Genomic DNA, 13,478 nt, shown 5'->3' on the forward strand with positions numbered 1-13,478 from the left:
GGCTGTATCCATGTGCGGCTCCGCCGCGTGGGCGCGACCAGCCACAACGCACCCGCAGCCGCCAAGCAACACGCACCCCACCCCATTAGGCGCCCGGACCAGAAAGCAACGGCATCGGATCCACCCCCACCGACCCCGGCAAGAACTCCGCGATCGACTCCGGCGTCCACCCGCCGGAGGCGTACGCGGCGCGCAACTCCCGAGGCTGGGCCCACACCGCGATCTTCGGCCCCGCCACGGTGTACACCTGCCCGGTGATCTCCCGGGCCCGCTCGGACAGCAGATAGACCACCATCGCGGCCACGTCCTCCGGCTCCCCGATCTCCGCGAGGTCGAAGGGGACGTTCGCCGACATCCGGGTACGGGCAACGGGCGCCACCGCGTTCGCGGTCACTCCGTATTTGTGCATCGCGAGAGCCGCACTGCGCACCAGCGAGATGATCCCGCCTTTCGCGGCACTGTAGTTGGCCTGCGAAAAGGACCCCTGATGGTTGCCGCTGGTGAACCCGATCAGCGTCCCCGCCCGCTGCTGCCGCATCACCGCGGCGGCCGCCCGGAAGACTGTGAACGTCCCCTTCAGATGGGTCGCGAGAACCGGATCCCACTCGTCCTCGGACATGTTGAACAGCATCCGCTCACGGAGGATCCCGGCGACACAGACGACGCCGTCGAGCCGCCCGTAGGACGACAGCGCGGTGTCGACGACCCGTTGCCCACCCGCCATCGTCGAGATGTCGTCGGCCACGGCGACGGCCTCGCCCCCGGCCGCCTCGATCTCCTTCACCACCCCCGAGGCGATCTCGCTCGCGGGGGACGCCCCGTCGATCGAGACGCCGTAGTCGTTGACGACGACCCGCGCGCCCTCCGCCGCCGCGGCCACCGCGACCGCCCGCCCGATCCCCCGTCCCGCGCCCGTCACGGCGACGACCCTGTCTGCCAAGAAGTTCCCCACGCCCGGCCCCTTCCCGCGGTTTCTGACGGACCGTTAGATTTTATGACCCGTCAGATGTGCGGACACAAGCCCCGGGGAGGGCCCGATGTCACTTCCGGCCGCGTTCCACGACATCGCCAAGCGCGTGAACAACTGGGGGCGTTGGGGAGCCGACGACGAGATCGGCACCCTGAACCTGATCACGGACGAGGTAGTCCGCGAGGCAGCCGCGACCGTCCGCACGGGTCGTCGTGTCCCCCTCGCCCTCCCCCTCAGGCAGGACGGCGTGCAGACCGGGATGATGCCGGGCCGGGTGAACCCGCTGCACGTGATGGTGCAGATCAACCAGGAGATCTTCGGTCCGGGGACGGTGGCGTGCAGCGACGACGCGGTGACCATGGGCCTGCAGGCGGCCACCCACTGGGACGCGCTCACCCATGTCTCGCACTCGGGCATGCTCTACAACGGCCGCCCGGCCGGCACCATCACCCCGCACGGCGGCGCCGAGTTCAGCGGTATCGACAAGGCGCGGTACGTCGTCTCGCGCGGGGTGCTGCTCGACGTGGCCCGCGCGCGGGGCGTGGACCGGCTCGACGGGGCGCACGCGGTGACCCCCGAGGACCTGGAGGCCGCCGAGGAACTCGCGGGCACGCGGGTGCGCGCCGGGGACGTGGTGCTCGTACGGACCGGGCAGATGCAGGTGTACCTCGCCGGGGACAGGGAGGCGTACGCCTATCCCTCGCCGGGTCTGTCGGTGCGCGCCCCGGAGTGGTTCCACGCGCGCGATGTGGCCGCGGTCGCCAACGACACGCTCACGTTCGAGATCTTCCCGCCCGAGATCGAGGACCTGTGGCTGCCGGTGCACGCGCTGGATCTGGTGGAGATGGGGATGCTCCAGGGCCAGAACTGGAACCTGGAGGAGTTGTCCACAGCCTGTGGAGAAAGTGGCCGGTACGCGTTCCTGCTGTCCGCGATGCCCGAGCCGTTCGTCGGCGGTACCGGAACGCCCGTGGCCCCGGTGGCCGTCCTGTGAGGAGGTCGGCCGGCGGCGCGCGCAGGGCCGCCCCGAGCACGGCATCGCGCGCCGCCGTCATCGACTTCCTTCCGCCCTGAGGAAATCGACACCGCGTCACGATCCGCACTCGTCGAGGGCTTCCGTCACCGAAACCCTCGGCGTCCCCTCGCGGCGAATCGCTGACCACCAGCGTCATCAATCGAACACGCTGCGTCAACACCCGCACGGGGATTTATTACTTACGACCCGTTTGTCACGACCGCGCACGGGAGCACGTCCCGGCGCACCGCCCCCGTACCGAGGAAGGGGGAACGGGGGTCTCTGCGACCGTGCGCCGGTCACACCGCCTCGAACGCCAGCCCCTCGTAGGCCGAGGCCTCGATGCCGTAGGTCTGCGTGCCCTGCCGCGGCCGCTCACAGCGGTCGAGTTCGCACCAGATGCTCTTGCCCGCGCCTTCGGGGCTCCAGCCCCAGCGGTCCGCGAGGCCGTCGACGAGGGCCAGGCCGCGACCGCCGGTCGCGTCACCGTCCACACAGCGCGGCACCGGGGCCCGGTCGCTGCGGTCGGCGACCTCCAGGCGGACGGTGGCCGACTCCGCCTCGGCACCCGGCAGGGACAGCCGCAGGACGGCCGGACGGCCGGTGTGCACCACGGCATTGGTGACCAGTTCGGACACGAGCAGGATCAGGGTCTCGACGAGTGACTCGTCGACCCCTACCCCGGACACGCAGAGCCGCGAACGGGCCCATCGCCGGGCTCGCCCCACTTCCGCGGGGTCGGGCCTGATCTCCAGCTGCACTTGAAGCACCTGCACCGCTCACACCATCCGAACCGGCGGGCACATGGCCTCGCGCCTCACGAGGGCCACGATCGTAGCCATTTTTTGCATGACCAGAACAATGACCAAAGCCGGGGTCACAGAACGTGAATCCCTTACGGCACAGCATGGTTGACCTACAGTCACGCCAACAAGCGCTTCGGGCATATTCCAGCGCGAAGGAGTACCCCTGCGAGATACTGTGCGACGCTCGCCCCGGGGAGTCGAACAGGCGGTGGACACAGGCCTTTCCGCCCTGCGAGCAGCGGCGCGCACCGCCGGATCCGGGGCCGCCCCATCGGCAACACCGGCATGGCTCATGCTCGGAACCACTCGCATCTCACACAAGGTACCGGAGCGGGGCGCCGACTCCAGGACGTGACGAGTCACACATAGGACACAACCCGATATCAACGCTCCGTGATTCCGGTATGCCACAATCCGCGACATCCGCTCCGGGGGCACCGGAGACCGGGCTGGCCGGGGGTGCCTCAGGCCAACAGATCGACGGCGAGTGACTCCTCACTCTCCGCACCACCGCCGCCCCGCCGGGCCCGCACCCAGGCCCGCTTCAGAAGCAGCTGCACCTCGCACTCCCAGGTGAAGCCCATCCCGCCGTGCACCTGGAGACAGTCCCGGGCGCCCCATTCGGCCGCCTCGTCGGCCAGCAGCCGGGCCGCGGCGATGTCCACCGGGTCCGCGGTCACGGCGGCCGCGTACACCGCCACCCGGGCCGTCTCCGCCCGCACCAGCAGCTGCGCGCACAGATGCTTGACCGCCTGGAAGGCCCCGATCGGCTGCCCGAACTGCTCCCGCGTCCGCGCGTGTTGCACGGCCAGCTCACACGCGCGCGCGGCCGTGCCCAGCTGCTCGGCGGCGGTGAGGAGCACGACGACGGGATCGAGCGCACGCGCGTGCGCCACCGGCGCTCGATGCAGCGGAGTGAGCGGGTCCACCGACTTCAGGGCTACGGCTCCGGCGGCGTCCCCGCGTACGACGTCCGCCTCGTCCAGCCACTCCACGAGCCCGTCCCGGTCGACGTCGGCCACGACGGCCTCCCCCTCGGCGGCCCCGTCCACGACACCCGCCGCGAGGTGGGTCGCCACCAGAGGCCCCGGCAACAGCACCCGCCCGGCCTCCTCGAAGACCAACACGGCCTCCGGCAACCCGAGTCCGACCCCGCCGTCCGCCTCCGGCACCCGCAGCGCGAAGAACCCGGCGGTCCCGAGCTCCCGCCACAGCGCACGGTCGAGCACGGGCGAGTCCACGGCAGCCCGCAGTGCCCCACCGTCGAACCGACGCGCGAGCAACCCCCGCACACCGTCCCGCAACGCCAGCTGATCATCGCTCAGTTGAAACCGCACGTGACGTCCTCCTCTCGACGAGGGCCGCGGTGTCCCACCCAGGGGCGCGGGGAACTGCGCGACCCGCCACGAAGGACCCGCACCCGGCAGGCAACCGCTACCGCCCCTTCGGCAATCCGAGAACCCGCTCGGCCACGATGTTCCGCTGGATCTGCGAGGTCCCCGCCGCGATCGTGTACGACAGCGAGGACAACCGGTCGAGCACCCAGGGCTGTTCGAGATCCAGCGACTCCACGCCCAGCACATCGGCCGCCACGTCGTACAGCTCCTGCCGCGCATGCGAGTACCGGAGCTTGAAGACGGACCCTCCCACCCCCGGCACCCCACCGCTCGCCTCCGCCTCGCTCACGTTCCACTGCGTGAGCCGCCACAGCGCCCGGAATTCCGCGTTGAGCCGCCCCAGCCGTCGCCGCAGCACGGGATCGTCCCAGCGCCCGTTCTCCCGTGCCGTACGGGCCAGTTCACCCAACACCCGCCGGCAGGCGACCACCTCGCCCACGAAGGCGGTCCCGCGCTCGAAGGACAACGTCACCATGGTCACGCGCCAGCCGTCGTTCTCCTCCCCCACCCGGTTCGCCACCGGCACCCGCACCTCGTCGAGGAACACCTCGGCGAACTCGGCGGACCCGGCGAGCGTCCGCAGGGGGCGCACCTCCACACCCGGCGCGGACATGGGCATGGCCAGCCAGCTGATCCCGCGGTGCTTCGGAGCCGCCGGATCCGTCCGCACCAACAGCTCGCACCAGTCGGCGACTTCGGCGTGCGAGGTCCAGATCTTGGACCCGGTGACCAGATAGTCGTCGCCGTCCCTGCGCGCGCGGGTGCGGAGCGAGGCGAGGTCGCTCCCGGCGTCCGGTTCACTGAACCCCTGGCACCAGACCTCCTCGCCGCGCAGGATCGGCGGCAGCCAGCGTTGCCGCTGTTCGGGCGTGCCCTCGGCGGCGATGGTCGGGCCCGCGTGGAGCAGGCCGACGAACCCGGCGCCGACGTAGGGCGCGCCCGCGGTCTCCGTCTCCTCCAGGAAGATCAGCCGTGTGGTGGGCGACGCGTCCCAGTGCACGTGCGCGTACCCGGCGTCGTAGAGCATGCGCTGCCAGCCGAGGTCGTACGCCCTGCGTGCGGGCCAGTCCTGCGGGGACGGCTTGGGCGGCAGGGTGGGGAGCGCCTTGGCGAGCCACTCACGCAGCCGCGCCCGGAACTCCTCCTCCTCCGGCGTGTAGGCGAGATCCATGAGCGGCACCCCATATCTGATAACCCGTCAGATACAGCTCGTGCACGAAGGCTAGGTCGCACACCCCTGGACCGACAAGGCGTCGAGCCCTACGCTCTGCCACGATCTGACGATCCGTCAGCTCTGTCGCTCCACAAGGGGGCCACCGTGACCGACACCGCCCACGCGCTCAGCGCGTCCCGCACGCTCTGGGAACTGGTCGCCCGCCGCGCCGACCTCACCCCCGACCGCCCGGTCCTCCTCCAGGACGAGCGGATCCTCACCTTCGGCCGGCTACGCGCGCGTGCCGAACGGGTCGCGGCCGGCCTGTACGACATGGGCGTACGTCCCGGCACGGTCGTCGCATGGCAGCTGCCCACCCGTATCGAGACGGCCCTGCTCTCCTTCGCCCTGGCCCGCCTGGGCGCCGTACAGTCGCCCGTCATCCCCTTCTACCGCGATCGCGAGGTCGGTTTCGCCCTCCGGGAGTCGAAGGCGGAGTTCTTCGCGGTACCCGGCGTCTGGCGCGGCTTCGACCACACGGAGATGGCCCGGCGGCTCGGCGCCAAGGGGCTCTTCGAGGCGTACGACGACCTCCCGGACGGCGACCCGGCCGTCCTCCCCGCCCCACCCACCGACGGCACCTCCGTACGGTGGATCTACTGGACCTCGGGGACCACCTCAGACCCCAAGGGCGTTCTGCACACGGACCGTTCGCTGATCGCGGGCGGCTCCTGCCTCGCGCACGCGCTGCGCCTCACGGCCGACGACGTCGGGTCGATGGCCTTCCCGTACGCGCACATCGCGGGCCCGGACTACACCGTGATGCTGCTGCTGTACGGCTTCCCGGCGGTGATGTTCGAGCAGTTCGCGCTGCCGGACGCGCTGGAGGGCTACCGCCGGCACGGGGTGACGGTGGCGGGCGGTTCGACGGCGTTCTACTCGATGTTCCTGACCGAGCAGCGCAAGCAACCCGGTGTCCCCGTGATTCCCTCGCTGCGACTGCTCGCCGGCGGCGGGGCCCCCAAGCCGCCGGAGGTCTACCACGCGGTCGTACGGGAGCTGGGCGTGCAGCTGACACACGGGTACGGCATGACCGAGGTACCGATGATCACCATGGGGGCGCCGGACGACACCGTGGAGAACCTGGCGACGACCGAGGGGCGGCCGCCGGAGGGGATGTCCGTGCGGATCGTGGACGGGGAGGTGCGGCTGAAGGGCGAGGCGGTGTGCCAGGGGTACCTGGACCCGGCGCAGACGGCGGAGGCCTTCGACGAGGCGGGCTACCTGCGCACAGGTGATCTCGGCCATCTCACCGGGAGCGGCCACCTCGTGCTCACCGGACGGCTCAAGGACGTGATCATCCGCAAGGGCGAGAACATCTCGGCGAAGGAGATCGAGGACCTGCTGGCCGCGCATCCGGCCGTGGGTGACGTGGCGGTGATAGGGCTGCCGGACGCCGAGCGCGGGGAACGCGTGTGTGCCGTGGTGGAACAGCCCGAAGGCGCCGAGGTGTTGAACCTGGACACCGTGACCGGCTATCTGCGCGCGGCAGGGCTGTCTCCGCACAAGCTGCCGGAGCAGCTGGAGGTCGTGGACGCCCTTCCGCGCAACGAGACCCTGCGCAAGGTCCTGAAGTACAGACTCAGGGAGCGCTACTCGGGGACGGTGAAGTAACGCGCGAAGGCGGGCACGATCTCGGCCTCGCCGACCTTGCCGTCGCCGTCGGTGTCCAGAGTGGCCGCGGCGGCCCGCGCGATGTCCTCGCCGACGCCCAGGATGCGCAGCACGCGCGCGGTGTCCTCGACGGTGGCGCGTCCGTCGCCGTCCTGGTCGGCGACGGCGATCGCCGCGTGCAGGAAGGGGCGGGCGATCTCGGCGAAGCGGTCCGGGTTGTCACGCAGCCGCTTGAGCGCGCCGTTCACGAACTCGTCGCGGGTGATGCGCTGGTCGCCGTCCCGGTCGGCGATGCCCGCCATGCCCTGCCAGAACGCCTCCGCGCCGACGTACAGCGCCTGCCCCTTGTCGGAACGTGCCGCCGTACCGAACTCCGTGAGCAGCGCCTTGGCCGCCGTGTTGAAGTCCTCGCGGTCGATGTAGCCGTTGCCGTCCTGGTCGAAGGTGGCGAACCGGTCGGCGATCCTGCGCTCGTACTCGCTGCTGACCATGTCTTTTCGGGCCGCCTCACATCACATCGGGTGCATCTCGCACGGAGCGTACGACGCGAGCGGCGCCCCGGGGGCCGGAAGGCGGCGCTTGTGCCAAGACCGGGAGAATTTCGGGACAACGACGTGGCAGTCGGGGTGCCCCAGGTCACAGCCGTGCGGACAGAGTGCTTACGGGTGTACGGGCTCGGTGTACGGGCTCAGGCGGACAGTGGTCCCGCCTCCTCGTCGGTCGCCGAGTCCCGGTCCGGGTGGACCTCGAACAGGCGTCGGACGCCGAGCGCACCGAGGACGCGGTTGACGTGGGAGCCTTCGGCGGCGCCCTCGGCCGGGAGGATCAGCCGCAGCTCGCCCCGGCAGGATCGGATCAGGCGGCGGGAGGCGATGAGGACGCCGACACCGCTGGAATCGCAGAAGTAGACCTCGGAGAGGTCGAGGACGAGACTGTGGCGGCCCTCGGCCACCGCGTCGTGCACCCGGGCGCGGAGCACCGGCGAGGTCACCAGGTCCAGTTCGCCCGACACACTGATCACAGTCCAGTCGCCCTGCTCGTCGCCGGTCACATTGAACGCCACCACCATGCCCTTCATTCGCCGGAAAGCAAACGGAAGCCTTTCCTACGCTTCCTAGCAGCGTGGCTGCCCAGCGGCAGTTCCCTGAAACACAGACCGAGAAACGGAAACGGTTCGAAAGAGGCTTGTTTTAGTCGACTTCGATCCTGTTCGATCGAGTCTGATCACCTAGCGAACGGGTAGGGGAAGGTCCACTACCACCTGAGGCCCCTCGGGGGGCGCGCATTGGAACAAAGGGGCGTGCGCTGCCGGAGGTGCCGACTACATTCGAGGAGACGGTCGGCGCAGGCTTGACCCGGACACTTCCAGGCGTGAGGGGGCCGCATGGCGAAGAAGGACGCACCGCCCCGCTGGGACCGCAAGATGCAGCAGCGGCTCGCACGCGGTGAGGCGGCCGCCCTAGGCGAGCTCTACGACCGTTTCGCTTCACTCGTGCACGGCCTCGCCCACCGCGTGCTCGGAGACGAGCACGCGGCCGACGGCATCACCCGGGACGTCTTCGTCCACGTCTGGCAGCACCCCGAGTCCTACGACCCCAAACAGGGCCCGCTGCGCTCCTGGGTCGCCGGCCTGACCCACCGCCTGGCCGTGCAGCGGCTGCGCGCCACTGAGACCGCCGCGCTCACCCGGGCCGGCGAGGGCTCCGCCGAGGAGCTGGAGCGCAAGGTGCGCCACGCCTCGGTGGCCGCCCGCGCCGACTACATCGTCCAGTCCATGCCCACCCCGCTGCGGGCCGCCCTGGAGCTGGCCTACTTCCAGCGCCGCGACTACCGCCAGGCGGCCGCCGACCTCAGCATCACCGAGGACGAGGCCCGCCGCCGCCTCCGCCTGGGCCTCCAGCTCCTGTCCACGGCCCACGACACCGGAGCCCCCGGGGCTCCGCCGGGATACGGGGGCGCGGCATGAGCGGAACAGGCGACTTCGCCGAGAGCCCCGGAGACAGCGGGAACACGGACGGCCTCGGGTACGGAGACAGCGACACGGGCACCGGCGACCCGGGCGGCTCCGACAGCCCCGGTGCGGACGGGTCCGGGAACGACGGCCCGAGCGGCACGGGCCAGGGTCCGGGAGGCACCGGAGACGCCCCCGGCGCCGGGGGAACGGACGGCCCGAGCGGTCCCGGTGACGGCCACGGCGACGGCACCGACCCCGGCCACCCGCCCCGCATACCCCTCCCCCGCGCCTCCGTCGAGGACACCGGCCTGCCGCTGCCCGCGCTGGACGAGCCGGCCCCGCCCGCTCCCCTGGTCCTGGAACACCGCGTACTGAAGTCGCTGCTCGGGGCGTGGGCGCTGGCCGCGTGTTCCGCGGAGGAGACGGCCGCCGTGGAGGACCACCTCGGCGTCTGCGGCGCCTGCGCCGACGAGGCGCTGCGGCTGCGTGGCGCGGTGGGCCTGCTCCAGCGGCCGGAGAGCCTCGACCTGGACCCGGGCCTGCGCACCCGTGTCCTCGACGGCTGCCTCGACCGGCGCCCGCCCCGCATCCCGATTCCCGACTGGGCCACGCCGTACGACGCCGAGACCGCCCGTCTCGACGCCCTGCTGCAGGACTTCGGCGACTCCGAGTGGCACGCCCCGGTCAGGCTGCGCTGGTTCGACGCCGACGAGGCCACGAGCCGCCGTACGACGGTCGCGGGGGTCATAGCCCACCTGATGTCGGTCGACGGCCTGGTCGCGGTCGCCCTGGGCCTGGACGACCCGTTGGGCGAGGCCCTCGCGGACGTGCCCACGCCGTCGGGCCGCACCGAGGCGTTCTGGCGCGCCTCGCACTTCCCGCCGACCCGCTCGGTCCGTACCCCCTGGCGCGAGCAGAGCCACGACCTCGTCCGCACGGTGTCCTTCACCGGCGGCACCGCGGGCAGACTCGAGGTGACCTACGGCGACTTCACGCTCCCCCTCCATGACGCGATGCTGGACCGCGCCTTCGAGTGCTGGGTCCACGCCGAGGACATCGCTGAGGCGGTCGACTACCCCTACAACCCCCCGTCCCCCCGCCACCTCAACCGCATGATCGACCTGGCGGCGCGGATGCTGCCCGCGGTGCTGGCGGAACGGCGGCAGAAGGGGTTGACGTCACCGACCCACGGCCGGCATCTCGTGAGCGCCGGGGGTCCTGGCCGCACCCTGCGTCTGGAGATCGAGGGGCTGGGCGGCGGCGAATGGCTGATCCCGCTCGACTCCCCGGCCGCGGTGGGTTCGGCGGAGCACGAGGTGGCGCACGTGGCGCTGGACGGCGTGGAGTTCTGCCGGCTGGCGGCCGGCCATGTGTCTCCTGCGGAGGCTGCGGCGGGGCAGGTGGGTGATCGTGAGGCGATCAGGGATGTGCTGTTCGCCGCGGCGAGCTTGAGCCGGATGTAGGGGCGGGTTGCGGTTCGTCGGGCGCTGCGGGTGAGTGGGGGCTGGTCGCGCAGTTCCCCGCGCCCCTGAAGACACGTTCACTGCACGTACTCAAGGGGCGCGGGGAACTGCGCGAGCAACCACAGACGACCCGCAGCCGCCCGCCGACAGACAGCCCCGAGCTCCTAGGCGAACTAGGCGAACACGACCGTCCGCCGACCGTTCAAGAGAATCCGCCGCTCCGCATGCCACTTCACGGCCCGCGCCAGCGCCTGGCACTCCACGTCCCGCCCGATCGCGACGAGCTGGTCCGGAGTGACGCCGTGCCCCACCCGCTCGACCTCCTGCTCGATGATCGGCCCCTCGTCGAGGTCCGCGGTCACATAGTGCGCGGTGGCCCCGATCAGCTTGACCCCCCGCGCATGCGCCTGGTGATACGGCTTCGCGCCCTTGAAGCTCGGCAGGAACGAGTGGTGGATGTTGATGATCCGGCCGCTGAGCTGCTTGCACAGGTCGTCGGAGAGCACCTGCATGTACCGGGCGAGCACGACGAGTTCGACGTCCTGCTCCCGCACCAGCTCGAGCAGCCGCGCCTCCGCCTCGGCCTTGTTCTCCCGCGTCACCGGAATGTGGTGGAAGGGAACGTTGTACGACCCCACGAGCTCCGCGAAGTCGGTGTGGTTGGAGACCACGGCGGCGATCTCGACCGGCAGCGCACCGATGCTGGCGCGGAACAGCAGGTCGTTCAGGCAGTGCCCGAACTTGCTGACCATCAGCACGACCCGCATCTTGTCCTCGGCCCGGTTGATCTGCCAGTCCATGTGGAAGGAGTCACCGATCGCCGCGAACGAGGCCCGCAGCTTGTCCACCGTCACCGGAGCCTCGGCCGAGAAGTGGACGCGCATGAAGAACAGACCCGTGTCGTGGTCGCCGAACTGCTGGCTGTCCTCGATGTTGCAGCCGGTCATGAAGAGGTAGCTCGACACGGCGTGCACGATGCCCTGCTTGTCAGGGCAGGACAGGGTCAGGACGTACTGATCGGCGGGGGCGGACTGCTCGTTCATGCAGGACAGGGTCGCATACGGACCGGTGCGGCAGACACCGTGTCCGTCACGCGGACCGGGTCATGATCTGCAGCACCTGGAGCGTGCGCGGCGGCGCGTCGGGGTCCTCCCCGTCCGCCGTCGCCATCCGCACGTGCGCGTCCCGCGCCGCCCGCACCGCGTCCGGCCACCCCGGGTTCTCCATGTACACGGAGACGGGGGCGTCCGGCCCGACCTGGTGCATGATCCGCAGCACCCGCAGCACGGCGGTGTCGACGAGGGCCGCCTCCTGGGAGTCCCGGAAGATCGTGCCGACGTATTTCTCGGCTGACCAGTTGTCGAGCCAGGTGTCCTCGACGAGGCGGTACACCGCGTCGGTGACGTCCCCGTACCCCTCGACGCCGGCCAGCCAGACGTTCTGCTGGAACCCGGGGTCGGAGAGCATGTGCAGCGCCGAGCGCACATTGCTGCGCCAGCGCCACCACGGCATGTCGTTCTGAGGCATGCCGCCCATGGTGGAGGAGCGACGGCCGCGACGGGAAGAGTTCTCCGAACCTTGCACGGTCATCGATCGTACGTTCTTCCCCCATACGTGCCTCACAGGCCCTCGCTGTTCACCTTTACGTCACCTTGCATTGACCGAGGGTCACATCCGAGTTGGCGATGTGACGGAAGCGTGTGTGCCCATGACCGGCAGGCGACGCATCCGCAGCACCTCCCACTCACAGCACCACCGGCCCGTCAGAGCCACCGTCCTCGCGGCGGGGGCACTGGTGGCGTGTGCCTCCCTCGCCGCCGGTTGCGGGGTCGTCCCCGGTACCGCGGGGGGTTCCGGGGGCGGCCCGATCAAGGTCATGACCTGGGCCCCGTCGGACACCGAGGCGACCAACAAGCCGGGCATGCCCGCCTTCGCCCAGGCCTACGCCCGCTGGATCAACTCCAAGGGCGGCATCAACGGCCGCAAGCTCACCGTCCTGACCTGCAACGAACACAACGACGCCGTGTCCGCGGCGAAGTGCGCCCGGCGCGCGGTCAAGGAGAACGTCGTCGCGGTCGTCGGCTCCTACAGCCAGTACGGCGACTCCTTCTTCCCGCCGCTGGAAGGCGCGGGCATCCCCTACATCGGCGGCTACGGCGTCACCAACGACGAGTTCACCAGCCCGCTGTCCTACCCCGTCAACGGCGGCCAGCCCACCCTGCTGGCCGGCCTCGGCAAGGAGCTCGCCGCGGACTGCGGCAACGTCAGCCTCGTACGGCCCGACACCATCGCGGGCGACGAGCTGCCCGTACTGCTGGACTCCGGACTGACCACCGGCGGGCACCGGCCCGCGAACGACGTGCGGGCGGCGGACGACGCCAGCGAGTACTCGGCCCAGTCGACGAAGGCGCTCACCGGCTCGACGTCCGGCGCCCCGGTGGCCGGTTCGAAGAAGGGATGTGTGGTGCCCGCTCTCGGCGATCGCACCAGCACCTTCATGGACTCCTTCCGGCGCGCCCGCGAGGGCTACCCGGCCGTGCGCACCGCCATGGCGATGGGCAGCGTCGACCAGACGGTGATCGACGCGTCCGGCGGGGCGTCGGGGCCCTACGAGGGGTCGTACATCACCGGCTGGTACCCGGTGGAGAGCGACGCCCGCTGGGACGCGATGAAGAAGGTCATCAACGCGGAGGCCTTCGGCGACAACCGCATCGACTCGGCGGACGCGGGGGTGCAGACCACGTGGATCGCCTACACGGTGTTCAAGAAGGTCGTCGAGTCGCTGGGGAGCGGCGAGGTGTCCGCCGACAGCGTGCGCGGCGCCCTCAACGACGGCCTCAGGATCCCGACCGGCGGTCTGACGCCGACCCTGCGGTGGACCACCCGGGACACCTGGAGCTCGGCCGACGACCTCGCCTCGGTCGGCTTCCCGCGCATGGTGAACGCCCATGTGACGTTCCAGGTGGTGCGCCAGGGACAGCTCGTGGCGGCACGCAAGGGCTTCACCGACGTGACCAGGACACTGCAGAACGCGGACGTCAACTGA

Annotated in this window: 13 protein-coding genes; 5 read left to right on the plus strand and 8 right to left on the minus strand. The window is 70.7% G+C overall.

The features are described 5' to 3' along the window. Nucleotides 1-85: 85 nt before the first annotated feature. Nucleotides 86-952 (minus strand): SDR family oxidoreductase, encoded by an 867-nt coding sequence (locus ABZT93_RS21910; protein WP_356106743.1) that lies wholly within the window; start codon nucleotides 950-952, stop codon nucleotides 86-88. A gap of 85 nt (nucleotides 953-1,037) precedes the next feature. On the opposite strand from ABZT93_RS21910, the gene ABZT93_RS21915 reads away from it, so the two are divergent. After that, nucleotides 1,038-1,964, plus strand: coding sequence for a cyclase family protein (locus tag ABZT93_RS21915; RefSeq protein ID WP_356106746.1), 927 nt, complete (start codon nucleotides 1,038-1,040; stop codon nucleotides 1,962-1,964). A 320-nt stretch (nucleotides 1,965-2,284) separates the two neighbouring features. On the opposite strand, the gene ABZT93_RS21920 is transcribed toward ABZT93_RS21915, so the two are convergent. The 3 genes from ABZT93_RS21920 to ABZT93_RS21930 all read right to left on the minus strand — a co-directional run bounded on the left by ABZT93_RS21920 (nucleotide 2,285) and on the right by ABZT93_RS21930 (nucleotide 5,359). Then, complete coding sequence (locus tag ABZT93_RS21920; RefSeq protein ID WP_356107004.1) at nucleotides 2,285-2,746, minus strand: ATP-binding protein; 462 nt, start codon at nucleotides 2,744-2,746, stop codon at nucleotides 2,285-2,287. 509 nt (nucleotides 2,747-3,255) lie between these two features. Further along, nucleotides 3,256-4,128, minus strand: coding sequence for an acyl-CoA dehydrogenase (locus tag ABZT93_RS21925; protein WP_356106747.1), 873 nt, complete (start codon nucleotides 4,126-4,128; stop codon nucleotides 3,256-3,258). A gap of 97 nt (nucleotides 4,129-4,225) precedes the next feature. Beyond that, nucleotides 4,226-5,359: an acyl-CoA dehydrogenase family protein gene (locus ABZT93_RS21930; protein WP_356106750.1), complete on the minus strand. Its 1,134-nt coding sequence runs from the start codon at nucleotides 5,357-5,359 to the stop codon at nucleotides 4,226-4,228. Between the two features lie 147 nt (nucleotides 5,360-5,506). Between ABZT93_RS21930 and ABZT93_RS21935 the strand changes: the two genes are divergently transcribed. Continuing rightward, on the plus strand, nucleotides 5,507-7,015 hold the full coding sequence (locus tag ABZT93_RS21935) for an AMP-binding protein (protein ID WP_356106753.1): 1,509 nt from the start codon (nucleotides 5,507-5,509) through the stop codon (nucleotides 7,013-7,015). Here ABZT93_RS21935 and ABZT93_RS21940 read toward each other — a convergent pair. Continuing rightward, nucleotides 6,994-7,506 (minus strand): EF-hand domain-containing protein, encoded by a 513-nt coding sequence (locus ABZT93_RS21940; RefSeq protein WP_356106756.1) that lies wholly within the window; start codon nucleotides 7,504-7,506, stop codon nucleotides 6,994-6,996. The genes ABZT93_RS21935 and ABZT93_RS21940 overlap by 22 nt on opposite strands. A gap of 197 nt (nucleotides 7,507-7,703) precedes the next feature. Continuing rightward, the gene (locus tag ABZT93_RS21945; protein ID WP_356107007.1) at nucleotides 7,704-8,084 is read right to left on the minus strand and encodes an STAS domain-containing protein; all 381 of its coding nucleotides are present in this window, start codon (nucleotides 8,082-8,084) and stop codon (nucleotides 7,704-7,706) included. A 315-nt stretch (nucleotides 8,085-8,399) separates the two neighbouring features. Between ABZT93_RS21945 and ABZT93_RS21950 the strand changes: the two genes are divergently transcribed. Both ABZT93_RS21950 and ABZT93_RS21955 read left to right on the plus strand, forming a co-directional pair. Next, complete coding sequence (locus ABZT93_RS21950) at nucleotides 8,400-8,981, plus strand: sigma-70 family RNA polymerase sigma factor (protein ID WP_356106758.1); 582 nt, start codon at nucleotides 8,400-8,402, stop codon at nucleotides 8,979-8,981. Beyond that, complete coding sequence (locus ABZT93_RS21955) at nucleotides 8,978-10,432, plus strand: maleylpyruvate isomerase N-terminal domain-containing protein (protein ID WP_356106761.1); 1,455 nt, start codon at nucleotides 8,978-8,980, stop codon at nucleotides 10,430-10,432. Before ABZT93_RS21950 ends, ABZT93_RS21955 begins: the two co-directional genes overlap by 4 nt. Before the next feature lie 173 nt (nucleotides 10,433-10,605). Here the strand turns inward: ABZT93_RS21955 and purU are convergent, their stop codons facing one another. Continuing rightward, nucleotides 10,606-11,475, minus strand: a complete 870-nt coding sequence (gene purU / locus ABZT93_RS21960) for a formyltetrahydrofolate deformylase (protein ID WP_356106764.1) — start codon at nucleotides 11,473-11,475, stop codon at nucleotides 10,606-10,608. Nucleotides 11,476-11,521: 46 nt separating this feature from the next. Continuing rightward, the gene (locus ABZT93_RS21965) at nucleotides 11,522-12,022 is read right to left on the minus strand and encodes a hypothetical protein (RefSeq protein ID WP_356018583.1); all 501 of its coding nucleotides are present in this window, start codon (nucleotides 12,020-12,022) and stop codon (nucleotides 11,522-11,524) included. 118 nt (nucleotides 12,023-12,140) lie between these two features. Here ABZT93_RS21965 and ABZT93_RS21970 point away from each other — a divergent pair, with 118 nt between their 5' ends. After that, a complete protein-coding gene (locus ABZT93_RS21970) occupies nucleotides 12,141-13,478 on the plus strand; it encodes an ABC transporter substrate-binding protein (protein WP_356106767.1) in 1,338 nt (445 codons plus the stop codon).

The sequence above is a fragment of the Streptomyces sp. NPDC005303 genome (assembly GCF_040607335.1).
In the GTDB taxonomy this organism is placed as follows: domain Bacteria; phylum Actinomycetota; class Actinomycetes; order Streptomycetales; family Streptomycetaceae; genus Streptomyces.